This is a genomic window from Halomonas sp. 72 (assembly GCF_052379785.1).
Classification (GTDB): Bacteria; Pseudomonadota; Gammaproteobacteria; order Pseudomonadales; family Halomonadaceae; genus Vreelandella; species Vreelandella citrativorans.
In genome coordinates, this window is the sequence record NZ_JBQSYY010000018.1 from 36,534 (window position 1) to 62,732 (window position 26,199).

Consider the following 26,199-nt stretch of genomic DNA (forward strand, 5'->3'; position numbering starts at 1 on the left):
ATGCAACATCTTGTCACTGATGGGCAACGCTCGACGCGTGGGGTTGCCGCGCCGCAAAAAATGCGCCACGAGGACCTCATTAACGAGCGAGGGTTAGAGCACCTCATTCATAGCCATGCAGAGCAGCTGGACGCTGACGAGGACTACTGGTTCCGGCTGCGCGGGCATAACCTGAATCCCTTGGTAGATGCTGCCAGCAGCCTGTTAGGCATGGTGGTTAGAGTTCGCCAACTTGATAGCGCGAGTGATATCGAGCGTCTTTACCGCCAAGTGGTGGATGAAATTGCGGCTATTGAGATCGAACTGACCGAGCAGGGCTATGATCGCGCCACGCTGCTTGCCTACCGCTATGTGCTTTGCTCCTTTATCGACGAAGCGGTGATGGGTATGCCTTGGGGGCGGCAAAGCAAGTGGGCCGAACACTCGTTGTTAACCCGGTTTCATAACGAAACATGGGGAGGCGAAAAAGTGTTCTCCATTCTGGCGCGCCTGCAGCAAGAGCCTCAGCGCTATCGCGACATGCTGGCCTTTATCTACCTGTGCCTGTGTCTTGGGTTTGAAGGCCGTTATCGCGTCATGTCCCATGGCCGCGATGAATATGAACAGATTGTTCGCGCGCTAGGCGACCAGCTCTCCTCTCTGGAACAACCCGCTGAAGACACACTGACTCAGCCGCTTAAAAACGTGGTGCAGGGGCGCTCTCAGCGCACGGGTAGTTTTCCGACCTGGGGAATTTTTGCGCTCTTCGGCATCGCCATGGTGGCTGTTTATCTAGGGTTCTCATGGTCGCTTGATCAGCAGGCCGAACAGATTACGACGCTTCTTAACCAACTTTATCGCTAGGAGATACCATGCTCAGGGTAGAGCTACCGGCGCTTATTGACCGCCTTAATACGATTGCTCGCCAAGGGCTTGAGCAAGCGGCCGTGCTGTGCGCGCAGCAGCAGGCGCCTGAGGTTACCGCCGGGCATTTGCTACAGGCGATGCTTGATCAACCCCTATGCGATGTACGCTGTATCTGTGAAGACCTTGAGGTCGATACCGCTGCCTTGCGTGCCCAGTTGGCAGAAGAAACGCGCCCGCCGCGCAATCTGGAGGTGGCAACTCCCAGCTTTTCACCGTTGCTGGTTGAACTGCTCCAGGATGCGTGGCTACTGGCATCCACCGAGTACCAGCATCAGACGCTGCGTAGCGGTGCCGTCTTTACTGCTCTTTTGCATAACCCGGAGCGCTATCTTGGCGCGGGTTCAGTGCGTTTGCTTGCCGAGATTAACCGGGAAAACCTGCGCCGCCACCTTAACCGCTTGACGGCTGATTCGGCAGAGGCGCCTCAGGAAGCGAGTGCCAGCACTCAGCGTGTAGGCACGCATGGCTCTGGCGATGATAGTGCGCTTGCACGCTTTGCGACCTCACTTACGGAGCAGGCACGCAAGGGTGAACTTGACCCTGTACTTGGCCGGGATCCTGAAATTGACCAGATGCTCGATATCCTTGGGCGTCGGCGTAAAAATAACCCTATTGTGATTGGCGATGCGGGGGTCGGCAAAAGTGCGGTGGTAGAAGGGCTGGCTGCACGTATTGTGGCAGGCCAAGTGCCTACCGCGCTGGCAGGTGTAGAGCTATTGACGCTGGACCTCGGCGCTTTACAAGCGGGTGCTGCGGTCAAAGGCGAGTTTGAAAAACGCCTTAAGGCGGTGATTGATGAAGTTAAAAACGCCCCGTGCCCCACGCTACTGTTTATCGACGAAGCGCATACGTTAATTGGTGCCGGTAATCAGGAAGGTGGTGGCGATGCGGCCAATTTATTGAAACCGGCGCTGGCGCGTGGCGAGCTACGCACGATTGCCGCGACGACCTGGCGCGAGTACAAAAAGTACTTTGAGAAAGACCCGGCGCTTTCACGCCGTTTCCAGCCCGTCGCGCTTTCCGAGCCCAGCGTCGATCAGGCCTTGGTCATTCTACGCGGATTACGAGACGTGTATGAGCGTGCCCACGGCGTACTGGTCGGCGACAGCGGCCTGCGCGCGGCGGCGTCTCTTTCTGCCCGCTATTTGGCCGGTCGTCAATTGCCGGATAAAGCCATTGATGTACTGGATACGGCGTGTACACGGTTGGCGCAAGCACTGGATACGCCGCCGCGCAAATTAAGTCACCTGCAAAGCGAGCACACCGCTGCCCTGCGCGAGCGCGATCACCTGGCTCGCGAACAGTTACTGGGCCGTGAACCAGATGCCTCGATGAGCCAAGCGCTTAACGAGCGTTTGATGTCGCTTGAAGCTGAACTCGCCACGCTTGAAGCCGCTTGGCACGAGCAGCGTGAATGCGTTGATGCGATTGTGACCCTGCACCGCCAACTGTTGGATGCCGATGGCGTCTATGACAGCGATCAAAACGACGATCAACATGCTGAACTTGCCGAGCGTGAACAACAGCTGGCGCGACTGCAGCAGTCTCATGCGCTGGTCAATCCAAGCGTTGAAGAGGCCCAGATCGCTCAAGTCATTGGTGACTGGACGGGCGTACCGGTTGAGCGGATGACCAGCGATGAGCTGACGCGTTTGACCGAACTCCCCGCTCACTTGGGCGAACAGATTCAAGGCCAGAACACGGCGATCGAACGTATTCACCGCCATCTGCTGACGGCGCGTGCCGATTTGCGTCGTCCGGGTCGCCCGTTAGGTGCTTTCCTGCTTGTTGGCCCGAGTGGCGTGGGTAAAACGGAAACCGTGGTACAGATTGCCGACCAGCTGTACGGCGGTCGCCAGTTCCTGACCACTATCAATATGTCTGAGTATCAGGAAAAGCACACGGTTTCACGGTTGATAGGTTCTCCTCCTGGCTATGTAGGGTTTGGCGAGGGCGGGTTACTGACCGAAGCGATACGCCAGCGCCCTTACTCGGTGGTCCTGTTGGATGAAGTCGAGAAAGCTCACCCTGATGTGCTGAATCTCTTCTACCAGGCGTTCGATAAAGGCGAGCTGGCCGATGGCGAAGGGCGACTGATCGATTGTAAAAACGTACTGTTCTTCCTCACCTCTAACCTGGGCTACGAAGCGATTGTGGCCCACGGGCAGAATGCCACAGCGCTGGATGCGGCGCTTTATCCCGTGCTTGCCGAGTTTTTCAAACCGGCTCTGCTGGCGCGCATGGAAGTGGTGCCTTACTTGCCGCTGGATAGCGATACGCTGCGCGACATTGTTAAAGCCAAGCTCAATACCCTGTCAGCCCGTATCCGTGAGCGTCATCGTCAGGCGGATGTGGTGCTGGAAGAGGCCTTGGCTGAGGCGATATGTGCACGTGCCACACGCAGCGAAAACGGCGCTCGTATGTTGGAGTCAGTGATCGATGGTGAGCTGCTGCCGCCGCTTTCCAAGGCACTGCTTGAGCGCATGGCGCGCCGTGAGGCGGTTTCCAGCGTAGTGCTGGGCGTCGACGCGCAAAGCGGCACCTTCACGGCAGAGGTTGCCTAGCCCATGACGGAGCCTGCTGTTCCCACTACCGCTGGTTCGGCGCTATCGGCTGAGCTTTCGGCCATGCCGTTGGCGTTAACCCTGGTGGAGAGCCTCAGCGCTGCTGCTCTGCGTCAGCGCTCGGCCACGCTCTTGCAGCGCCACCTTGGGTTGGCGCTCGCGGAGTGCCTTTACATTGATGGGAGCGGGCGCTGGCTGGGTCGAGATGTCGGCGAGGACCAGTTCGACTGCGGCGACTTTCATCATCCCTATGCGCATGTTATTCGCAGTGGCAAGCCGCTGCTGCTTAGCGTTGCTGATGCACGCATTCGCTTGGATCATCCCGGCTTCCAGTCCCAGGTGGCATCGCTAGGCGCTTCACTGCATCTTCACATTCGGCCACTGCGTGGAGGGCAAAGCGGGCGTGAATGGTTGGGAGTAATCGTGCTGGCGGGTACGCAAGCACGGTTGAAGGTGCTCGCTGAAGATCCCGGCATGGCAGCGTTTGAAGGGCTTCTGTGTCGGCTATGGACGCGACTTGCCAGGGAGCAGGGCGAGCGTCACCGCTCGCAGATACTGCAAGACTCCTTGACCAAACTGAACGATGGCGCGCGGCGTCAGGCGCTGGCTGATCGGCTAGCTGAGGAGCTGCTCGGACACTCTAGCGCCATGCAGGCACTGCGTCGGCATATCGTACGAGCGGCAGAGACAAACCTGGCGGTACTTTTGCAAGGTGAAACCGGTACCGGCAAGGATCGCGTAGCGCGCGCCATGCACCAGCTTTCGGCGCGCGCGGAAGGCCCCTTTATGGCGATCAATTGCGCCGCCATCCCTGAAACGCTGCTGGAGTCTGAATTGTTTGGGCATGGTAAGGGCGCGTTCTCGGGGGCTGAGCATGCTCGAGAAGGGCTTATCAGTCAGGCTGATGGCGGTACGTTGTTTCTCGATGAGATCGGGGATATGCCGCTGGCGCTGCAAGCCAAGTTGTTACGCGTACTCGAAAGCGGTCGCTACCGCCCGCTGGGAGAAAACGAGGAGCGCTGCGCCGACCTGCGCGTGGTGGCTGCAACGCACCAGCCACTGCGTGAACAGATCAAGGAACAGCGATTTCGTGCGGACCTTTACTACCGGCTCGGTCAGTTTCCGATCACCCTGCCGCCCCTGAGCGAGCGCCGGGATGATATCGCCCAGCTAGCACAATCCTTTATTACCGATTTCTGCGCCCGAGAGGGGCGCGACGAAATGGGAATTACCCCAGCGGCCTTGCGCCTGCTTTATCGTCGGGAGTATCCGGGCAACGTCCGTGAGCTTAAAAACGTGATTGATTACGCCTGTGCGATGACACCTCACGATGCAGACATTGATACGTACCTGCTGCCCGGCGAGCAAGGTGGCTTTTTAACCGGCAGCGGTTTGGAAGAAACGCCGCCACCTGGCGAAGACGCTACGCTGGCACTGCCCAACGACATTGTTGATCTTCGCCAAGCGATGCGTGATATCGAATCCATCATTATTCGTCAGCGATTGAGTCGCTTTGGTGGTAATCGTGCGCAAACGGCGCAAAGCCTTGGGCTGCCCAAGCGAACTCTGGCTCATAAATGTCAGCTACTGGAACTGGATATTAAATGAACGCGATGCTGCTAAAACGCCAGTGGACCATCGGTGGCTTGCTGATGCTCTGCCTGTTGGCCTGTGCGCCTTCAAAGGCAGATGAACAAAGCGGATTGCTTAAGAGCGCTCAAACCTGTGCGGAAGAGACCTCGCGCCTGGAGCGACTGAATTGCTATGACGCGCTTTTTCTGGAGGCAAATCTCAGTGTTGGTGAAAACGAACTGCCCGCGCTCTGGCGAGCCATTGAGCGTCAGGAGTCAGCCCGGCCTGATGACAACGTTGGGCTGATAGTGAATGAATCCGGCGAGAGCGTGCTGATCAGCGTGCCCGCACTGGGAACGACACCACCCAGGCCCATCATGGTGGTGGCCTGCGAAAGGCTGATCACTCGTTTCCAGCTACATCTTCCCACGCCTATCAGCGGTGCCCGAGTGGACCTGCAGATCACAGGAAATGGGCGTGCAGTGCAGCAGCAGTGGCGCATACGCGACGGTGGCCGGGTCGTTAGTGGTGGGCGTGGACTACCTGCCATCGACACGCTGCGCCAATTGCTTGATGCCAATGAAGTCACGCTGCGCAGCGATATAAAAGAACTGGATGGACTGCGTTTTAACGTGGCGGGGCTGCGCCAGGACATTGCCCCGCTACGCGAAGCGTGCCGCTGGTAAGGAAGGTTTTATGCGCATTACTGCCGAGTCACAACTAGCCCCCTTACTGGCACCCTTGGCCGCCAATGCTCAGGGGGAGCAGGTGGGCGTTCCCGTTGAAGATAGCAATGACTATCTGACGCTGGATGAGGAAATGATGAAGATAGGTTCGCTCCAGCACGCAACGGTGGAGTGGGACGTCGCCGAGGCGCTGGCCATCCGTATGCTGAGCGAGCGAGGCAAGGACCTAAAAGTGCTGGGGCATTTGATGCACTGTATGCAGCACGGTAGTAGCGGCGTGCGCTTTGCACTCTCGCTTCGTTTGCTTGCCCGGAGTATTGCCCAGCCCTGGTGGGAACAGGCTTACCCGTTTGCAGGAAAACGCGGCGCCAAGATGCGCCCCAGGCTGTTTCAGCAGTTAATCCAGCGCAGCGTCAAGCTCGTATCAACGCTCGATTTTCACAATGCCGATGATGAGTTTGAAGCGTGCCAATCCTCGCTGAAAGAGCTTGAGCATCAGGTGGCCGAGAAGTCGCTGCCGGACGAGGCGGTTGCCGAATTAAGCCGCCAGTTAAACGCCAAGCGGCCCACTCAACAGCCTGCGCAAGCCGCTTCTCAAGCGCCTTCTCAAGAGTCATCCGGGCAGGCAGCAGGGCAATCTGCTGGCCGCCAGGAGCAGGCCACCACCACGCCTTCAGCGGCCAAGGCGCCTGAGCTTCGCCTGGAGGCGGGAAACGAGCGTTCTAACCGTCAAGCGCTGCTCAAGATGGCGGAGTTTTTAGGCGAGCAATCGCCAGGAGAACCCTTAGCCTACCGCCTGCGCCGTTATGCGGTATGGAGCACGATTCAAGCGCTGCCCGCCGCCAAGGAGAACGGCAAAACTGAACTTGCGCCGGTGTCGGCTGATCGTGTCGCTGATTATCGTGAGGCGCTAGCCAAGGGGGGAGACAACGAGCTTTGGCAGCGTATCGAAAATAGCCTGGCGCTAAGCCCCTATTGGTTGGAAGGGCATCGCCTGAGCGCCGGGCTTGCCAAGCAGCTTGGCCACACCCGCTGCGCGGAGGCGATCCGAGATGAAACACTGCGGTTTGTAGAGCGCTTGGCGGGTATCGAGGCGCTTACTTTTAACAGCGGCGCTTTGTTTGTTGATGAAGAAACGAAGCGCTGGCTATACAGCACCGAAAACAGCGGCGGCGCGGTTGGGGGTGGCGAGGCTTGGCATGCCGGGCTTGAAGAGGCGCGCGAAGCCGTGGAAAGCGGCGATATAGGCAAGGCGCTAAAGGTGCTTGATCAGGGCCTAAGCAGTGCCAGAACACCAAGGGAAAGTGCGTACTGGCGACTGGCCAGTGCTGATTTGCTGCATGAGACAGGGCTGGAAAGCCTGGCTCAGCAGCACTATCGCACGTTGCAGCAAACGGTAACTGCGCTTGCGTTAGAGCAGTGGGAACCCGCGTTGGTATCACGCTTGAACGCTGCGGTCCAAGAAACGCACTGATAACGGTCATCATTAAAGGGACGAGGGATAAGGCTAATGTGGTCAACCATAACGTCGAAGCTGAGCCGCTGGGTGCCTGGCTTGTCGCGGGCGCAAACAGCAAAAAATCGAGCCAATGCTCACGGCAATAAAGCCAAAGGGCTGCTGCGGCTATCCACGCTGCTATGGGCGCTACTGTTGGTTGTCCTAGTGGTCGCAATCTGGTGGTTGGGGCCACGCTGGGAAGTGGGTGACATGATGCCTCTTGCCCCGCTGACCAACCGCCTGCTGGCAACGCTAGCGGTCGTAACGCTCGTTGCTGTTATATGGGGCGTACGTCTTGCCCGGCGGCTACGCAGCCTGGATGACGAGCGCCAGCAAGAAGAAGCGCGCCTGCAAGACCCGATCATGTCTCAGGTTGAGCGTCAGGAAACCTCTCTTAACCTTGCGCTCAACGAGATTTCCGACAGCCTGGGGGGCAGCAACAGCCGTTATCGCTTGCCGTGGTATTTGGTGATGGGCGTGGAAAATGCTGGAAAAACCAGCCTGATCAACCGCTCCGGCCAGAACTTTGCCCTCACCCATGTCATGAAAGCCTCGGGGCAGAGCAGTAAACAAGGCCAACTGGGGTTCGATTGGTGGATTGGCGATAAGGCCGTACTGATTGACCCTGATGGCGAGCTGTTAACCCAAGGGGCAATGGAAGGAGGCGAGCCTCAAGAGCTTCAGCGCAGGCTGTGGGACCACTTTGTTGGCTGGCTGGAGCGTAATCGCCCCCAGCGCCCGCTGGATGGTGTCGTGCTGGTGCTGGATCTTGCACGACTAAGCCATGCCCAGGTTGCCGTTCGCAAAGCCTATGCCGCGCTTCTGCGCAGCCGATTACGCGAACTGATGGAGCGTCACGGCACTCGCCTGCCCGTTTACGTCACGTTCAGCAAGATGGATTTGCTGCACGGCTTTGATGATTTCTTTCGTCACTACTCTCGTGCTGCTCGCCGAGCGCCGCTGGGCTTTACGTTTACCCCTGCATCCATGGACACCCCGGGCAAGTGGGAAGCAGAGTTCGAGGCCGACTACGACGCCATGCTGGCGCGCCTGAACCAACTGATGCCTTCCATGCTTTCCGAGTGCCGCGACCGTGAAGAGCGTGAATCCGTCTTCCGTTTTGTGCGGCAACTGGCAGGGCTGCGCGAGGTGCTGTTTGGCTTTTTGACGGAGGCACTTTCCAGTGACCGCTTTTCAACCGCTGCCATGGTGCGTGGTGCCTACTTTACGTCGGTGTATCAGCAAGGCGTGCCGGAAGACCCGTTCGTGGATGCTGCTGCCCGGCGCTATGGAATGGATGACAGTGTTCAGCCTGCTCATCGGGCCACGCGCAGCGCGCTCTACTTTACCGAAGAGCTGTTCGATAAGGTTATTTACCCGGAGGCGGGGCTTGCCGGTGACAACGCCCGAGTTACTCAACGGCGCAGGCGCGTGCGCAAGGCAAGCCTGGCGGCATGCCTGGTGCTAGGGGTTATTCTGGTAGGCGGTTGGACGCATTTTTATCAGAAAAACAGCGTATCGCTCGCGGCGGTTGAGCAGCGAGCAGAAACCTTTTTGGCCACCCAGCCTGAAGCCTTCCAGAGTGATGATCCCACTGGTTTTGAACTACTGGACCCACTTGACCGGCTGCGCTATGCCCTGGAAACGTTCGACGGATACCGCACACATACGCCTTATTTAGCGGATATGGGGCTGTATCAGGGGCATGTCATTGGTGCCCAGGTGGAACGTGCCTATCTTGCCATGCTGGAGCGTCAGTTCCTGCCCGCGCTGATGATCGGCATCATGGACGATATGAACCGCGCCGAAGAGGGCAGTAACACGAAGCTTTCTCTATTGCGTGTACTGCGCATGATGTCGGATGCCAGTGGCCGTCAGCCGGAGCGCGTTGAGCGATTTATGGCCAACCGCTGGCAGGGGAGCTTTCCCCAGCAGGGCGAGGTTCAGCAGCGACTATTGATGCATTTGGACTACGCGCTGGAACATAGCGACCTTGAAGGCCGTATTGCCGAAGGCAGCCCGAGCGCCGAGCAGGCTATGGCCCCGCTTCAGGGAAGTATTGCCGCCTCTCAGCAGGAGTTGTCACGCCAGCCCATCGACGAACGGGTATACGCTGCCCTTAAGGCCGCCGGTAATCGTCAAGGGGAGCCGTTGGACCTACGCCGCAGCGTGGGCACGCTGTTCAACACCGTGTTTATGTCGCGTAACGATGACCCTGAAAATGTGCGCTTGCCGCATCTGCTCACCCGCGATGGCTTTGAGAACTACTTCCTACAAGAGCTTGACCGGGCGACGGAGCTTGCTCTGATTGATGTCTGGGTGCTGGGTCAGCGCGATAACATCAATTTCAGCGAAGCCGACCGGCAGCAGCTTCAGGTGGCCCTGCGTGAGCATTATGTAGGGGATTACCATGCCAGCTGGCGCGATGCCCTGCGTGATACCCAGCTAGTGCCACTGCCCGATATTCATCAGGCCATTGTGGTGGCAGATGCTCTGGTGGGCAGTCAGCGTCCGCTTGACAGGTTGTTGGCCGCGGTGGAACGCAATACCAGCCTCTACCCCGAGCTCCCCGACGATGACGAGCAGGCCCGTGAGGCGCTCCGCCAATCGCAGCGTTACCAGCTTGCGTTTGCCATTGAGCAGCCGTTCACGCCCATCAATCAGCTAAGCCAAGCGCGTAACAATAATCCCTCTTCGCTTGAGGAGATTAAAACGGCGGTAACCGCGTTGCGTGATTACTTGATGGAGATTGAGGAGTCGAGCAATACAGGGCGTGCCGCCTTCGTTAGCGTGCGTGACCGCCTGTCGCTGCGCGGTAATGACCCCATCTACAACCTGCAGCGCATTGCCGATAGTACGCCAGAGCCGGTGGGCCGCATGCTGCACAACCTGGCCGACCAGAGCTGGCAACTGATGATGGCCAGTGCCACGCGTCACCTTGAAAGCCAGTGGCTGGATGACGTGGTCGCGCCCTATCAGGAGCGCCTGGCAGGCCGCTACCCGCTGGCGCCTAATGCCAGCCAGGAAGTGGCGCTGAGCGATTTTGAGGACTTCTTCGCCCCAGGTGGCACGCTGGACACCTTCTACCAGGACAGCTTGCAGCCTTTTATCGAAGGTGCGCCTGAGTACCTGGTGGATGCCGAAGGTAATTCGCTGCTGCGCGACAGCCTGTACACCGCCATTCAGCAGGCCGAGCAGATCCGTCGCGCCTACTTCAGCCGCGACGGCGCGCTGGACGTGGAGTTTGCGCTTGAACCCATCAGCCTTTCACCGGACAAGCGGCGCAGCGTGATCAGCGTCGATGGGCAACTGATCGAGTATGCCCACAGTGCTAGCCAGCGTGTGTCGATGATTTGGCCAAACGCGCTACGCGGCGGCACCGAAAGCCGCATCACCATGGTGCCGAGCGAGGTGAACCGCTCACCGCGCAGCGTTACCCAGGATGGCGCCTGGGCATGGTTTCGGCTTCTGGAACAGGCCGATATTACCAGTGTAAGCGAGCGCGAACTTGAACTCAGGTTCAACGTTGACGGCGGCACCATGCGCTATCGCCTGTTTGCCAACGGCGCGCCTAACCCCTTCACACGCCCGCTGGCGGCAGGCTTCCAACTGCCGTCTGCCCTTTACGCCGAGCGAGGTGGCAATGCTGACCAAACTTAAGCAGCTGTTTACCTCGGGCGGGGTAACGCCCGCCACACGCCAGCGTCATGGCGCAAAGCGCTCGCGCCCATTGGAGGATGCGCGCAACGAGGATATCGACAGCTTTATCGAGGCGGTGTATCACGCCGATGCAAAAGGCCACTCACCATGGGTGCTGCGCGATAAAAGCGTGCTCGACACGTTGCGTCGAGCGCTTGAATTCACCGTTAATCGCCAGGTGTGGATGCAGCGGGAAAATGGCCAGGTAGTGCACTGGCAGGGCCGCCTGCTAGCACTTCGTCATGGTGAAGGCCCACCGCTGGGTATGGTGCTTGTCTGTCGGCCTGATGACGAAGCCGCCTGGCAGCTCAAGTTTTTCTATATCAGTCGGGAGTGGAAGGGCAGTGGCCACGGTACTCGCCTGCTGATGGCGATACGGCGCAGCTTAAGTGGCGTACCACTGCAAACACGCCTGCCGCTGGCCTGCCATTCGGCCATCGACAGCCTGGAGGCGGCAGGCTTTACCCGTCAGCACGTGGATGCCCTGGAAGTGGCAAGTTACGAAGCCCCCGCTCAGTGGGATGAGTAGCCCGCCAGCACGACAGCAGAGTGGCAGGCAGGACGGAAGATACGGGACCAGAAAAGGAGCAGTGGTAATGGGCCAGAAATTTGTACTCGTAGGTGATATAGGAACCGACCATGATGGTTATCCCCCTACGCCCGTCATTGCGGGTAGTGGCACGGTCATCATGGATGGCAAACCGGTGGCCCGAGTAGGTGACCCGTTAGAGCCTCACGATAAGCCCAATCACCCCCCGCACCCACGGGCGATAGCCCAGGGTTCCGGCACGATTCTTATTGACGGCAAACCAGCTGCTTTAACAGGCCATGCGGTCGATTGCGGTGGTGTCGTCATTGGTTCAGGTTCAGGAGAGGGCAGTTAAGATGGCAAGCACAGGATTGCAATTTACCCTGACGTTACCCGGCGTTGATGATATCGCGGTGATCGACTTTACCCACCGCGAAGCGCTCTCCCAGCCTTTTGAACTGGTACTCAACCTGGCCAGCCGCGACGGCCGCCTGGACGCCGCCGAGCTGCTGGACCGCGAAGCCACCCTGACCGTTTGGCAGGATGGTGAAGCGTTGCGTCACGTGCACGGTATCGTTAGCGAGTTTGGTCGCGGCGACCGCGGCCATCGGCGCACCTTCTACTCCCTGGTGCTGCGCCCGGCGCTCTGGCGGCTTTCGTTGCGCCATAACTCGCGTATCTTCCAGAAAGTCGACCCGCTAACCATCATCAATACCCTGTGTGATGAGCGCGGCATTACCGATGTGGCCTTCGCCGTCACCCGCGAGCTGCCCGAGCGTGAATACTGCGTGCAGTACCGCGAGACCGATCTGGCATTTATCGAACGCCTCGCCGCCGAAGAGGGCTTGTTCTACTTCCATGAATTTGAAGAGAGCGCTCACCGGCTAGTGTTTGCCGATGATCCTCAAGTGCTGGCAAATTTAGGCGAGCGCACCTACCACAGCCGTGCTGGCGGCACCGCGCCCACCCGCCATGTGCGCAAGCTCAGCCACACTGCCCGTGTGGCGGCGGCCACTGCCACCCTGAAAGACTACAGCTTCAAGAACCCGGCCTACGCCCAACTGCACGAACACCTGGGCCGCGACGTGGAAGCTCACGGCCAGCAGACGGATTACGAACACTTCGATTACCCCGGCCGCTACAAGCAGGACGCCTCGGGCCAGCCGTTTACCCGCATCCGTCTGGAAGAGCTTCGCCGCGAAGCGATCACCGCGAATGCTGAAAGCGACCTGCCCGAACTTGCCCCCGGCGTGCGCTTCAGCCTGACCGACCACGACACGCAAAGCCTTAACCGCGACTGGCAAGTGGTAGAGGCACGCCACGTAGGCGAGCAGCCCCAGGCGCTGGAAGAAGATGGTATGACGCACAGCGATGCCAGCGGCATGACACGCTACGCCAACCAGGTCACCCTCATACCCGGCGACGCCCCCTGGCGCCCCACGCCCAATCCCAAACCCCGCGTGGACGGCCCCCAGGTCGCGTTTGTGGTCGGCCCGGAAGGCGAGGAGATCTACTGCGACGAACACGGTCGCGTAAAAGTACAGTTCCCTTGGGACCGCTACGCCGAACCCAATGAAACCGCCAGCTGCTGGGTGCGTGTGGCTCAGGGCTGGGCAGGCGGCGGTTATGGAAGCATTGCGATTCCGCGCATCGGCCACGAAGTGATCGTTTCCTTCCTCGAAGGCGACCCCGACCAGCCGCTGGTCACCGGACGTACCTATCATGCGGGTAATCTTTCACCGTACCCCTTACCCGAGCATAAAACCCGTACCAGTATTAAAACCCAGACCCATCAGGGCGAAGGGTTTAACGAACTCTGTTTTGAAGACCAGGCGGGGGAAGAGTTCATCTACATGCATGCTCAGAAGAATCTGGAGCTGCATGTCCTGAACTCCCGCCAGAAGCGCGTCGAGTTCGATGATACCGCCACCATTGGCAATAACTCACACCTGGCGGTGGCCAAGGATCGTGTGGAAACCATTGATGGCAATCGTGATGTCACCGTGCACACCAACCACACCGAACAGATCGATGGCGAGCGCGGGTTAAAGGTTGGGGGCAACTATCAAACCCATGCCAATGGCGATATTACCTTCAAGGCCGACGGCGAACTCATTCTCGATGCGACCAAGATCACGCTGGTCGCGGGCGGGTCGGCACTGGTACTCTCCGGCGGCAGTGTGGATGTGACACCGGTACTGAACGTGGGTTCGGCATCACCTAGCGCCGCAGCTCTGCCACCGGTGCCTGCCGTACTGGAAGTAGCCGCGGGCGAAGGCAGCCCCTTCGTGTCTCACTGTCCGCTGGAAGAGGAGTAACCATGGCGACGCCGGATTACTGGGTTGCCCGTTGCCATATTGTGGCCAATACCCCGGCAGCCAGACAGTGGGAGGAAGAAGCCGATGAGGCCGTCGTTTCCGTAGCGGTACTGGCCGCATCAGAAGATGAGGTGCGTGCGCTTCTTCAAACCCGGCTCCAGGAAGAAGGCTTGAGCCTTCTGAAGCTGGAGTCAGTGCAAACGCTTTTACAACGCTTTCGGCGCCAGGGAATGTCGCAGATGCTGGTGGAACTGGCCCATGCGACGTCATCTAAACAGCCGGTGGTGTACGGCGAGATGCTGCCCCTCATCGCCGAGCCGGAGCCTGTTGTGCCCGCGCCTTACATTGCCCCCATGACTTATAGCGAAACCTCATGGCAGGCATTGCTGAGTGCCAACCAGCCGCCCCTATGGGCAGTGGTGGACGGGGTGAACTGTCGCGAGGTGCAGGCACGCCTGGCTCAAACCGATGCGCAGCATACGTGCCTGTACGCCTCTACCAATGCCACGACTCAGGCCAATGCCCCCTGGCTTGTGCGTATTGAAGCCGACAGCGACATTCGCACTTGGCTGGAAAGCCTGCCCCAGGACCAGCACTGGGGCGTGCTGTTTCACTCCCACGCCACGCTCAAGCAACTGCGCACGCACCTTCGCAAGTTCACCATGCTCTGGACGTCCGCCAACGACCAGGCCCCGGTGTACTTCCGCTTCTACGACCCCCGTGTAGCCCTGGATATGACCCAGGCGCTCGAGCCCTGGAAGCTGGCGGCCTTTATGGCGCCGCTGGAAGCGATCATCGCGCCGGTGTCGCCGCTGATGGCGTTGCCATCGGAGCTAACGCTAACGCCGTCGGTAGCACTTGATACCCAGGCAAGCGAGGTGCAGGGCCGGCTGGTGCAGGTGTCGCTGAGTAGCCAAGCCCGCGATACCGGTAGGCAGAGCCGTCAGTTTGCTATCGGCCAGGAAGAGTTCGAACGCTTTGGCGTCCTGATGCAGCAGCGCGCCCAGGCGAACCTCGCCCTATCGCTTGGTGAGCAATACCCCCGAACCTTGATTGACCAACGTTTGTCAGCTGTTCAAACCGCCGCACAACTGGGGCAACGCTACGGGCTGGGGTCCAAAAAGCAGGTGCGAACGTTGACGAAGTGCGTGATCGAGTTTGGTGAAACGTTCCCCGACGGCCACATTGAGGCTCAGCGCATCCTGGAAAATCCCAAAATGGCTGGCTGGCGAAAGCGTGACCAGTTGGATGCTTGGCTACCCCGAGGACGCATTCGGCATGTGTTACTCGCACCGTATCGTCATGAGGAAGGCAATATGCAGCACGACAACTATCGACCCATTGTCAGTGAGGAGCGGTCATGAGTTATCAACCGACTCTTGAGGACATGGCGTATCTGGTGCAAGAGCAGTCAGAGGCTTTCAGACAGCCTGAAAGGTTACTAAGCAGGATCCAAAATGCGATGGCGAACGACGATAGCCATCCAGGAACGGTCGTCGCTCAGGGGCAAGTCAGCAATAGTATTTATAGTGAATATGTCTCTAGCGGCGCTGACCGGCTCACTGAAAGCCCAATTCCTTGGGAGCCAGCAGACGGAGAAAGCCGTCAAGACCCTGAATTTGGTGAAATGTGTGTTATATGCGCTTCGCAAACCCCTTGTATCGAGAAGGTTGAAGTTGTCTGTCACGGTGGTAGCAATGCACGGGTAGTTTTGCAGGGCGTAAATGAGCTAGAAGATACCGACTGCAAAATCTATTTCGTAGCCGACCAAGCGGTAGCGGGGGAGTTGAGCTTTGAAGGATTTCTGAGCGGTTCGACGTTCAAGGATGAGGGCACTGTCACCATCATGCTTGCCGATGACTGCCCACATCAAATGCACACGTTGTATTGGACCGAAGAGTTAAGGGGTACGCCTATTGGCTCGGGAGTTGAGATACCATTTAAAGTTGAAACGAATCCCCGCTCTCCTCTGACCAACATTCCTCGGTTAGGGGATTATGGCCTTGCTTTCGAGACGGCTGTCATTATTCTCGATATCATCATGAATCGAGGCATCATGGCAAAGGAGGAGCAATTCAGGATCAGTTATGACGGTACAAGAGACTTTCTTTTTACCTCTGTCACTGTGCCTAGCCTGAAATTTAAAGGAAAAGTGAGTGTACAGCCGCCTCAAATAGGAACCGAGAATATTCCACGAAGTGAGGCTAGGCGATTACGTGTTGAATTGGATATGGGGAGTAACCCCAGGCAGATTACGCATGAGCAGGGCTGGCAAGTCGATGCTGAAATAGGCGTAACGTGTGGCAGTAATACCAAAAATATCAAAGTAGGAAAATATCGTAGCGCAACCACGACCTACGATAGTGCTCCATCGCTTCGCAGGCAGCAAAATGCTCGTCAGCAAGGGAGTTCAATTGATCAATTTATTGATTCGTTGACAACCAATGCCAAGAGCTTGGCAAAAAGGCTGAGTACTGAACATGATACAGATAAATTAGCCAATATTTTTACGGTAGGCCCAAAGCTAAGTATGCAAGTTGGGACCGAGCAGATTGAGCAGGATGGAGGCCCTGAGCTTACGTGGAAGCTAGATGTAGGCCTTTCGTTGGATTTTGCATTTGGTGTCAAGGTCGATATTTATCTAGCGCTGAAGCGTGCGTTAAGAAGGCTGCCCGTCGTTACTCCTTTAGGAGCAGCGGCTCATACGCTAGTCACATTCTTGGAAGATGCGGAAACAGGAAGAAACCTGCTTGTTGCCCAATATCAAATTGATCCTTCGCTTTTCATGGCAATCTCGCTTGGGGCGGGGTTCAAGGCATCGGAGGATGCTACTGCCGATGAACTGCTTGGAGGCGTTTACGACTTTCATGAGGGGAAATTCGACGAATCAACTGTCAGAGGTCAGGTTGAAGTCAAACTTACCGCTAAGGCCATGGGCGGTATTCTTGGCTATTTTGACTCGATCATCACCGATAGACATGTTTTCAAATACGAGGCTGAAGTCGTTACCGAAGGTGGTATTCGAATTAAAACAAACGAAGGCCGTTGGGGGTATCAGCTTTACCACAAAGGCGCTGCCTTAAAAATAAAGTCGTTCAAGAAAGTGAATGTAGAGTCAGGTGGTCGACAATCAGATGCTGGTGGTCGCCCAAGCCCCAGTTCTAATAATTCACGACAAGCCGTACTAAACACCATGACAATCAACTGGGTTGAAGATTCAGAAAATACTAACACTTACCCCCTCGCAGAGGGCTATACAGGGGAGTTTATAACTTTCTCATGAAAACATTAGTGGCGTTATTACTATCTTTTTTAGTTATGATGGAGACACAGGCAATGGCCCAAGAAACACAGTACCAGTTCGGCGTACGCTGGAGCGTGAATGGGTTGGCATCTTCAGTAGACATGCAAGAGATAATGCTAAATTTTTCAGGGGTGCCGGGGCATCAAAATACAATGCTGCCAGCATCCCAATACATACGTAATGGTCGTAACGAAATCCAGTTCTACGCATGGCCAGTGCCCTCTGATAAACCATTTGAAGAGCAGCATGAGTTGCGCCTCTCCATGGAGTATTGGGAGCAGGGGGAAAACCCCAACACTGAAGCCAAAACCGCCTTTGAGGTTGTTATACAACCTGGTCTCGAAGGTTTTAAACCAGAAGTTGTTAATGTAGATGATCAAGCTCCATTAAATGTGGTAGCTAGTTCCATCCGTTGGGATGATGACTATTTCAGACTGGAGGTGCCTTTTAACAACCGTCAGCCGATGCCCACTTGGTGCTGGGAGGAAGGCGACGTATTAAGAGACAGTAATGCTACCCGTGATAGCCTAGCCCGTGAATATCGCCGACTATATACACTCTTTGAGGCCCAAGATAACAATGCGCTAATGGACGCATCGAAAACCATGATTGAAGAGCTTGCTTTAGCTTCAGGAGAATCCGAAGCCTACGTGCGCCAGCGAGCAAGTTTTAGCATGTTCTTTGATAATCCTAACCTTTTCCAGCTAGATCCTTTTCCAGAAGAGCCGATGACATTGAATTTAGGAGCGGATAATCGTGTGGCTTGGCTTACCCGTGAGGGAGTAGCAGCGCCGATTCGATTTGGGCACGCAGGAAGTGATGAACAAGTCTCAAACGTAAGACTCTACTTCATCCAACGCGATGGCCAGTGGGAAATCTGCCGATGAAACCCGTAGCTCGTAAAGGCGACCTGCACAGTTGCCCCATCCATGGCCACGGCACTACCGAAATCACCTCCGGTTCGCCCTCTCAAGTAGAGGGCCAGCCCGTAGCGCGGGTGGGGGATAAAACCGGCTGCGGTGCGACCATTATCGAAGGTTCCAGCCACTCCCATCATGATGGCCGCCCCACGGCATATCTTGGCTGCAAGACGGATCATGGCGGTGAGATTATTACCGCGTCGAGCAGTGCTAAGGTCGAGCCCTAAACCGCGTGTAGGCCAGCTGCTGAATCCGCGCTTCCCTAGGCAGGCGGCTACGGCAGTATCGTCATCCCCAAGATTGGCCACGAGGTCATCGTTTCCTTCCTGGAAGGCGACCCGGATCAGCCGTTGGTCACTGGGCGTACCTGTCACGCGGATAATCTTTCACCGTACCCATTTCCCGAGCATAAAACCCGTACTGGCATTAAAACGCAGACCCATCAGGGCAAAGGGTTTAACGAACTCTGTTTCGAAGACCAGGTGGGGGAAGAGTTCATCTACATGCATGCCCAGGAAAACATGGAGCTGCATGTTCTGAACTCCCGCCAGAGGCGGGTAGAGTTCGATGACATCGCGACCATTGGTAATAATTCCCGCTTGTTGGTCGCCAAGGACCGCATCGAAACCATTGACGGCAATCGCGATGTCACCGTGCACACCAACCACACTGAACAGATTGATGGAGAGCGCGGGTTAAAGGTTGGGGGTAGCTATCAAACCCGTGCCAATGGCGATATTACCTTCAAGGCGGACGGGGAGCTTATGGCGCGTGTCAAAGAGCAATGTCTGCTGGCCGCAGCATGTCAAAACCTCAAGAAGATCGCGCAGGCGCGTTGGCGCTGGCTTTTTTACGTGTTGTTACGTCACCTGAGGGCTCATATGGCTTATCAACGGGCGCGTGAAGAGGCAACCAAAACAATGGACAAGCTTCGTTCAGCGGTCGGCCTTGGGCGGTTTTGTCTGATGGATGATTGACGCACTTTTTAGCGTAAAAAAGCCAGCCTCAACGAGGCTGGCTAGCGGTTTTCAATGACTGCCCAACTGTATTACTTCACTACCGGGCAACGCTCGCGGCGCAGTGACTTCATTAGTGTGTCATCGACGTCCAGGTGGCCTTGAGCAATGCTGGCGGGTGTCAGTGCCAGCCATTGGTTCAGTGAGACATCGCGGTAGTCGCCCTTGTTGAATACGTTGAGAACATACACTGGCTCGTCACCGATATTCTCAATGTAGTGCGCCAGGTTTTTTGGCACATAGCCGACGTCGCCGGGGCCGTAGTTAAAAGTACGCGCATTGCTGACAGCATTGAACACCGTCATGCGTGCTTGGCCAGACAGGTAGTACTGAATTTCATCAGCATCGGGGTGTCAGTGAATTTCTCGCATACCGCCGGGCTCAAGCTTAATCATCAACATCGCCATGGTCGTGACGTCGAAACTTTTCGAATCGATGATTTTGGTCGCGCCGCCTTGCCATGTGTTTTCAGGAATATCGCCTCCCCGGAACACATATTTGCCGGTCATGTTACCAGCGCCGAGCTCTTCGCGAACCTGCTCAATGGGCGCTGGTTGTGGCTGACGGAAAATATACTTTTCAGAAGGCGGGATGTTGTCGAAGGCACTTTCCGGAACACCGAAGTTCTTGGCCAGCACCTCTTTCGGCATATGTGCGAAGAGCTCTGTGACGAGCAGTGTCTCGTTTTCGGAGAAGTTACCGTCATTGAAGATCAGCACGAATTCGGTACCTTCTTCAAGACCCTGAATGGCATGTGGAACGCCTGCGGGGGCAAACCAGAGATCACCTGGCCCGAGATCTTCAACCAGCGTTTGACGGTTTTCGTCAACCAGGTAGAAACGCACGCGGCCTTCCGTTACATAGGCCCATTCGGCTTCTTTATGCCAATGGAGTTCACGAATAACACCAGGGCCAAGGCGCATATTAACGATAGCGAGTTCTTCCAAAGCCGGGCACTCGCGCAGCGTCACTTCCCGCGCCCAGCCGCCGTCTTCAAGACGGTTATGAGCCATGGCGAACGGAAACTTCAGGTTCGGGATCCCGGCATTGTCGGTTTCTGGAGGCAGGAAGATATCTGGGTTCATTTTATCCAGAACAACATTACGTGGGCCTGGGTCGTCAGCGCCCTGGGTTCCGCGAATGGGCTGAGGTACGTCTTTATCAGTCATGGCTTTGCTCCTGTATTTACTTACAACGTATTGGTCAATGTAGTTATTGTTACAGTTGAAGTGGATAACAGCCGGGTGATGCTATTCAGAAATTAAACGAACTCCTCACTCTCCTTCGCGCTATATAACCGTACGGCCAGAGCATCAAACTCCAGGTTCGATATGTCTGCTTTAGAAACGTTATCATTGAACTTTCAAGATAAAGTGGTGTGCTATTTTTCTTAGGCACCTGCAAGTCCACTGCCAACCATATCTAGCGGCTTAATAGTCTTGTCGAAGAGTTCGGCACTAACCTTGCCTGAAGCCAAGGCAGCATCACGCAGGCTTGTGCCGTCCGCGATTGCCTTTTCGGCTATGTGCGCTGCATTTTGATAACCGATCACGGGCGATAGAGCCGTTACTAGCATCACACTTCCTGCGACGTATTCTTTGATTTTCTTCTCGTTCAGTTCCGTGCCTTCCACAGAAAACTCACAAAATCTACCGCATCCATCGGCGATAATCCGGGCAGAATGCAAAAAGTTATTGATGATCACAGGCCGCATGGCGTTAAGTTCGAAGTTGCCTTGGCTGCCAGCGACGGAAACAGCTGTATCGTTGCCCATTACCTGGATAGCAATCATGACGATTGCTTCGCACTGGGTTGGATTAACCTTTCCAGGCATGATAGAAGAGCCAGGTTCGTTGGACGGCAAGGTGAGTTCGGCGAAGCCGCAACGCGGTCCAGAAGCCAGCCAGCGCATGTCGTTGGCAATCTTCATTAACGCTACTGCAAGCCCACGAAGTGCTGCATGTGCTCGGACCATTGCATCCAACGAGCCTTGTGCGGTGAACTTGTTAGGTGCTGTAATGAAAGGCTTGAAAGTCAGTTCGGCGATTTTTGCAGCAACGTCGACGGCAAAGCCTTTAGGCGCATTCAGGCCAGTGCCAACGGCCGTTCCACCGACAGCCAGCTCGTAGAGCCCCGAGCGGCTGGCCTCAATGTCAGCAATTGCTGCTCTAATCTGCCCGGCCCAACCGTGCCATTCCTGGCCAACCGTTAAAGGGACAGCATCTTCCAGGTGCGTACGTCCAATTTTTACTACGTCCATCCAGCGGTTGGCTTTGCTCTCAATCGTCTCCACAAGCTTTGTTACTTGGGGCAACAGTACCTCATCAATCGCGAATACTGAGGCGATGTGCATGGCGGTAGGAAATGTATCGTTTGACGACTGGCCCATATTGACGTCGTCGTTTGGAGCAACGGGTTGCTGAGAACCGATGCTACCGCCAAGAAGCTGAATTGCCCGGTTCGAAAGTACCTCATTAACATTCATGTTCGACTGAGTACCAGATCCTGTCTGCCAGACATACAGCGGGAAGTGGGCGTCGAGCTTACCGGTGATCGCCTCATCAGCGGCATGAATGATTGCGTCGCGCTTAGTGTCAGACAATCGACCAGCCGCCGCATTTACCATAGCGCATGCCTTTTTCACGTATCCATAGGCGTGATATACCTCTTTTGGCATTAAATCATCACCAATATTAAAGTGAATCAGCGAGCGCTGAGTCTGGGCACCCCAGTAACGATCCGCCGGCACGTCGACACTTCCCATAGAATCGAATTCAGAACGTGTGCCGTCGGCCTCAATGCCAATGGGGAGATCACGTAAGGCATCTGCTTGATTATTCGTCGTCATAGCTTATTATCCTGTATACAAAGATATAAAAGCGTAGCTGTCGTTGGAATGGGGGGAGACGCTGATGGCGTCATTGAAATATCGTCAGCGACAATGAACTGACAGCCTGCCCCCTATGTGAAGGTAGACTGTCAGTTCGCACTACTTTAATCAGCTTCCACAGGGTTATAGACTGGCCACCACTGAGCCTCACGTACGGCTTCCACAGGGTCCGAAAGATCCTTGGCGCGCACCAGCCCTTGACTCTGAGCAACCCGAATTACTTCCACAGCGACTGCACTGGATGTGGTGCGCAGCTCTGCATTCGATGGTAGAAGCGAAGCGCCGGGCTTATCTTCAGGACCTTGGCCCGCGACCGCTTGCGCGGCAGCAAAAATCATTTCATCCGTAATCTTGGCCACGCGTCCAACAATGGCGCCAAAGCCCAACCCAGGATAGAGAGCTGCATTATTAGCCTGGCCAATGACATAGTTGACACCCTTGTACTGCACGTCATCGAAGGGAGCGCCGGTGGCGACAAGTACCTTGCCGTCTGTCCACTCTATGAGATGAGCAGGAGTTGCTTCATGCAGTAAGGTGGGATTAGAAAGCGGAAAGATGATGGGCCTCTCAACATTGGACGCCATGTCACGGACGATGCTTTCGGTAAATCGGCCTGGGGTCGTCGACGTTCCAATAAGGATAGTTGGCTTCACTTCGGAGACTACCGCCGCAAGGTCGATAATTCCGCTAGCGGCAGCGCGTGCTGCGCGTAGAGCCTCCATTGCAGGCCAGCGACTTTCGTCGGCCGGAATTGGCTCACAGGGTGTGCGTTTCCAATTAGTGACTTCATCAAGGGGCCGCGCATATGGACGCTGGAAATCAAGTAGGCCGTCCGTCATGTCGTCAGTAAGCAAGCCAGGAAGGTCCACCAACCAAATTTTACGAGTCGCCTCTTCTTTAGATACTCCGTGGCGAACCATTTGGTCCCGAATCTGATCTGCAATGCCGCACCCTGCTGTACCAGACCCTACGACTACAACGCGTTGTTCATTCCAGGGGTTTCCTGTGCGTTCTACCGCGTTTAGTAGACCTGCGAGTACGATTGCGCCCGTACCCTGCATGTCATCATTGAACGTTGGCAGCTTATCTCGATGACGCGCCAGAATGCGGCGTGCATTGGTGGAACCGAAGTCTTCCCAGTGCAACATTGCTTTAGGGAACAACTTATGCGCTGCGGCCGCATAGGCGTCCACAAAATCATCATACTGCTTGCCTCGTATACGACCATGGCGGTACCCAACATACTGGGGGTCATTCAACAATTTCTCATTGTCAGTCCCTACATCCAGTATCACCGGCACCACTCGGTGCGGATCTACGCCAGCAGCTGCAGTGTAAACAGCCAACTTACCAATAGAAATATCGATGCCGTTGGCCCCCCAATCACCGATACCAAGGATTTCCTCGGCATCAGATGCCACAAGCAAATCAATGTCATTCGCGCCTGCACCGAAGGCCGCAAGTTTCTCCTCGATTTTTTCTGGCTCATTGATTGAAAGGAAGATCCCACGTGGCCGGTGCATGATCTCACTAAAGTTCTCAATTGCCTCACCAACGATAGGGTCATAGACGATGGGAAGCATTTCCATCATATGACGTTGAAGGAGAGCATAAAATATTGTCACGTTGTCATCATGGAGATCCCACATATATATATGTTTTGCGAGATCAGTAGGTGCCGCGCTATAGGCCGCATAAGCGCGGATGAGTTGCGGTTCAAGTTCAGTAGTAATAATTGGGGGAAGCAGCCCGTTAAGACCAAGTGCGTCACGCTCACTCTGACTAAACGATGTTCCCTTATTTAAAGATGGGTCGCGAAGTACTGCGTACCCACGTGCTGCTGTTGTAATGCGCGTGCGACCAGAGCTATCTTTCGATATGTTGGCTTGCCTGCTAAACATTATAACTCTCCGTTTAATCGTTGCGACCCATCGTCGCTTTTTTCGCCAAAAGCCTGTAGTACAGGCGTTATTAGTTACCCATCATCTGATCTTGATAGTTCTTGTAATGGTTGTTGCTCATGAATAACTTCTTTTTAAACTGCTTAAGAGGTCATTAATGATACTTACCAATGTAGATTAGCTTATGAAAAAAACAATATAAAAGTTAGGATGATTTGACGCTTTTTATGGATAGGTATGAGAGAAGCAAATAAGCCTTTAATATTAATATTGTTTTATAAAAAATATTGCTTATTTATTTTTAAAGTGATGGATGCAGCTTCTAAGTGAGCAACAAAACAGTCATCATGGAGTGGGTGGCGGAGCACCCGTGGTGCTTCGCCATCAGTTCGCTCATCATCTCAACACTGGAAGTCAAGCCGCTTCACGGATGCATGTTGAATTTTATGAAAAACTGTTGGCGCACTGCCCTCTTGATCAGATGGCCTTCTCAGCGTCCTTGAAATTCGTGTTTTCCACCTCGGGAAGACATGGTTGAATGCTGGCGATGCTAAAAACCAGGTGTTTGAGTATATCAATGCGCAACTGAGCGAACCCTGCGAGCGCTACAATGCGCTATAGAGTACTTCGTATTTCTAGTCAATCTAATATAAAGAATATTTGGGATGTGTTTTTTGTTATTGATTGTTCTTTCATGATGGGGTATTAATTATTTTTTTGTCTTATATTGGTAGTAATAATGCAGCTAGTTTGTGTTAGCGGGATTTTTTGGTTAGGACTGTGCGAGGGTTAACGGTTCTGCGTTATGCTTTTTCTGACTATGTAAAGAAACGCTATAGAAGTTGATAAGAATAGGTTTTTAAAAGGTATTCAGAAAGTGCTAGGGCGGTAATCGTTGCTGCACAGAGGTTGTTCTTGGTGTTCTCTCTAAATTCTTCTTATAAAATATCGCAGCGATTTCAAATTCGTTATTAGACGCTATACGGTAGCGTCTATATTGAATTACCCCGTAAGCGCGTTAACGGTTCGGTCGTTTCGCGTTAACCGCGTATTTCAGGCCTTGCTAGGTCGATAGCACTGCAGTACCAGGTATTCGTTTGTACGGCTCCGGAATGGGGCAGCGAATACTTTCGTGTGCTGTATTGAGAGGGTCTTCCCGCTTGGACGTGTATTGGATCAGTAAGGCCATCACATATCACACAAACCCACTGTTCACTTCGCTGCTAGCCTGATGTATTCAAAGCATCCGCAAAGGGAGTATTGAATGCGATCAACGTATTTACATCAGCGGTTCACGGAGTGCGTACTTATCACCTTCATGTTGGCAGCCCTCGCTCTGATACTTTGGAAGCTCGTAGGGTTGTTGATCTTGATTTTTGGTGCGGTGGTGGGCGCCTGTGTTTTGCAAAGCTGCATGGCGCCACTACTAAACCGCGGCGTGCCGCGTTGGCTATCGTTGCTTATTGTGTTGGTAGTGTTGTGCGGTGGATTGGGATTCATGAGCTGGGGGTTCGGGGCACAGATTGCAGCTGAAATGGAGTCGCTTACGACCATGCTGCCTGAGGCGTGGGAACAACTACGAGAACGTCTTGAAGATTCGCAGTTGGCGCCCTTGATCGATAATGCCGTGGAAAATGCGGGAAGCATCATGCAAGGCGGTGTGTCTCAGGTCGGCATGATCGTGGTTTCAATGGGCGGCAGTATTATCAATTTGTTCGTGTTGATTGTTGGGATGGTCTATTTTGCGGCTCAGCCGGACTTATACCGCCGTGGTCTTTTATTACTGGCACCGGTTAAAAGCCGTCCGCGCTTGGGCGAGGCGTTGGATGCGAGTGGTAAGGCATTGCGCTATTGGCTAGGCGGTCAGGTAGTCGCCATGACGGTAACGGGCGTACTGGTGGGTATCAGCATGTGGCTGCTGGGCGTGCCAGCGCCATTAGGACTGGGACTAGTTGCCGGTCTTCTGGACTTTGTACCGTTGGTCGGCCCCATTGCCGCCGCTATTCCTGCCCTGCTGTTGGCGTATACGGTCAGCCCTGAGACGGCGCTCTTCGTACTGATGGCTTACGTTATTATTCAGCAGATTGAAGGTAATATTTTGCAGCCTTTGGTGCAGCAGCGTGCCGTCAGCCTGCCACCGGCGCTATTGTTGTTTGCGCTCCTTGCAAGCAGCACGTTGTTTGGCTTACCTGGCGTTATTTTGGCCGCACCCTTGGCGGTTGTTTTATTCGTAATGGTGAATCGTCTCTATGTGGCGCATGAAGACGACGATAAAAAAGAGCCGTAATTTTTCGTTAGCCCTGTAACGATTAGCCATAAATGATTTACCCCCTGTTGGCTGGGCGGTAAGCTTATAACGATTATCCACATCGACCAGAGCGCCTGTCTATCCACGG

The 26,199-nt window shown here is 55.2% G+C and carries 18 protein-coding genes and 1 pseudogene; 15 read left to right on the forward strand and 4 right to left on the reverse strand.

Annotation, left to right across the window (positions count from 1 at the left end; translation table 11 throughout):
* From icmH to ACT3T6_RS14510, 14 genes are all read left to right on the forward strand, one after another.
* Nucleotides 1–843 carry a type IVB secretion system protein IcmH/DotU gene (gene icmH / locus ACT3T6_RS14445; protein WP_192528353.1) on the forward strand — a complete coding sequence of 281 codons (843 nt, stop codon included), beginning with the start codon at nt 1–3 and terminating at the stop codon, nt 841–843.
* Nucleotides 844–851: 8 nt separating this feature from the next.
* On the forward strand, nt 852–3,470 hold the full coding sequence (gene tssH / locus ACT3T6_RS14450; RefSeq protein WP_193054730.1) for a type VI secretion system ATPase TssH: 2,619 nt from the start codon (nt 852–854) through the stop codon (nt 3,468–3,470).
* A gap of 3 nt (nt 3,471–3,473) precedes the next feature.
* Nucleotides 3,474–5,078 (forward strand): sigma-54 interaction domain-containing protein, encoded by a 1,605-nt coding sequence (locus ACT3T6_RS14455; RefSeq protein WP_193054729.1) that lies wholly within the window; start codon nt 3,474–3,476, stop codon nt 5,076–5,078.
* Nucleotides 5,075–5,728 (forward strand): type VI secretion system-associated protein VasI, encoded by a 654-nt coding sequence (vasI, locus tag ACT3T6_RS14460; protein ID WP_193054728.1) that lies wholly within the window; start codon nt 5,075–5,077, stop codon nt 5,726–5,728. Before ACT3T6_RS14455 ends, vasI begins: the two co-directional genes overlap by 4 nt.
* A 10-nt stretch (nt 5,729–5,738) precedes the next feature.
* A complete protein-coding gene (gene tssA, locus ACT3T6_RS14465; protein ID WP_193054727.1) occupies nt 5,739–7,202 on the forward strand; it encodes a type VI secretion system protein TssA in 1,464 nt (487 codons plus the stop codon).
* Nucleotides 7,203–7,238: 36 nt separating this feature from the next.
* Nucleotides 7,239–10,886 carry a type VI secretion system membrane subunit TssM gene (gene tssM, locus ACT3T6_RS14470; protein ID WP_193054726.1) on the forward strand — a complete coding sequence of 1,216 codons (3,648 nt, stop codon included), beginning with the start codon at nt 7,239–7,241 and terminating at the stop codon, nt 10,884–10,886.
* Complete coding sequence (locus tag ACT3T6_RS14475) at nt 10,870–11,454, forward strand: GNAT family N-acetyltransferase (RefSeq protein WP_192528359.1); 585 nt, start codon at nt 10,870–10,872, stop codon at nt 11,452–11,454. Before tssM ends, ACT3T6_RS14475 begins: the two co-directional genes overlap by 17 nt.
* 67 nt (nt 11,455–11,521) lie before the next feature.
* A complete protein-coding gene (locus ACT3T6_RS14480; RefSeq protein WP_192528360.1) occupies nt 11,522–11,809 on the forward strand; it encodes a type VI secretion system PAAR protein in 288 nt (95 codons plus the stop codon).
* 1 nt (nt 11,810) lies between these two features.
* Nucleotides 11,811–13,772 (forward strand): type VI secretion system Vgr family protein, encoded by a 1,962-nt coding sequence (locus tag ACT3T6_RS14485; protein ID WP_193054725.1) that lies wholly within the window; start codon nt 11,811–11,813, stop codon nt 13,770–13,772.
* 2 nt (nt 13,773–13,774) lie between these two features.
* Nucleotides 13,775–15,136: a DUF4123 domain-containing protein gene (locus ACT3T6_RS14490; RefSeq protein ID WP_193054724.1), complete on the forward strand. Its 1,362-nt coding sequence runs from the start codon at nt 13,775–13,777 to the stop codon at nt 15,134–15,136.
* Complete coding sequence (locus ACT3T6_RS14495) at nt 15,133–17,055, forward strand: hypothetical protein (protein WP_193054723.1); 1,923 nt, start codon at nt 15,133–15,135, stop codon at nt 17,053–17,055. Before ACT3T6_RS14490 ends, ACT3T6_RS14495 begins: the two co-directional genes overlap by 4 nt.
* A complete protein-coding gene (locus ACT3T6_RS14500) occupies nt 17,052–17,963 on the forward strand; it encodes a hypothetical protein (protein ID WP_226912147.1) in 912 nt (303 codons plus the stop codon). The genes ACT3T6_RS14495 and ACT3T6_RS14500 overlap by 4 nt, the downstream gene beginning before the upstream one ends.
* Complete coding sequence (locus tag ACT3T6_RS14505; protein WP_193054722.1) at nt 17,960–18,223, forward strand: PAAR domain-containing protein; 264 nt, start codon at nt 17,960–17,962, stop codon at nt 18,221–18,223. The genes ACT3T6_RS14500 and ACT3T6_RS14505 overlap by 4 nt, the downstream gene beginning before the upstream one ends.
* Nucleotides 18,224–18,310: 87 nt before the next feature.
* Nucleotides 18,311–18,973 (forward strand): bacteriophage T4 gp5 trimerisation domain-containing protein, encoded by a 663-nt coding sequence (locus ACT3T6_RS14510; RefSeq protein ID WP_444625956.1) that lies wholly within the window; start codon nt 18,311–18,313, stop codon nt 18,971–18,973.
* A 71-nt stretch (nt 18,974–19,044) separates the two neighbouring features.
* On the opposite strand, the pseudogene ACT3T6_RS14515 reads toward ACT3T6_RS14510, so the two are convergent.
* The 4 genes and pseudogenes from ACT3T6_RS14515 to ACT3T6_RS14530 all read right to left on the reverse strand — a co-directional run.
* Nucleotides 19,045–19,353 (reverse strand): annotated as a pseudogene (locus ACT3T6_RS14515) (cupin domain-containing protein); the annotation flags it as partial.
* Nucleotides 19,354–19,365: 12 nt separating this feature from the next.
* Nucleotides 19,366–20,181 (reverse strand): cupin domain-containing protein, encoded by an 816-nt coding sequence (locus ACT3T6_RS14520; protein WP_226912146.1) that lies wholly within the window; start codon nt 20,179–20,181, stop codon nt 19,366–19,368.
* Nucleotides 20,182–20,402: 221 nt separating this feature from the next.
* Nucleotides 20,403–21,860, reverse strand: coding sequence for a class II fumarate hydratase (fumC, locus tag ACT3T6_RS14525; RefSeq protein ID WP_193054720.1), 1,458 nt, complete (start codon nt 21,858–21,860; stop codon nt 20,403–20,405).
* A gap of 146 nt (nt 21,861–22,006) precedes the next feature.
* The gene (locus ACT3T6_RS14530; protein ID WP_193054719.1) at nt 22,007–23,803 is read right to left on the reverse strand and encodes an NAD-dependent malic enzyme; all 1,797 of its coding nucleotides are present in this window, start codon (nt 23,801–23,803) and stop codon (nt 22,007–22,009) included.
* Nucleotides 23,804–25,067: 1,264 nt separating this feature from the next.
* Between ACT3T6_RS14530 and ACT3T6_RS14535 the strand changes: the two genes are divergently transcribed.
* On the forward strand, nt 25,068–26,090 hold the full coding sequence (locus tag ACT3T6_RS14535; protein ID WP_193054718.1) for an AI-2E family transporter: 1,023 nt from the start codon (nt 25,068–25,070) through the stop codon (nt 26,088–26,090).
* The last annotated feature ends 109 nt before the right edge of the window (nt 26,091–26,199 follow it).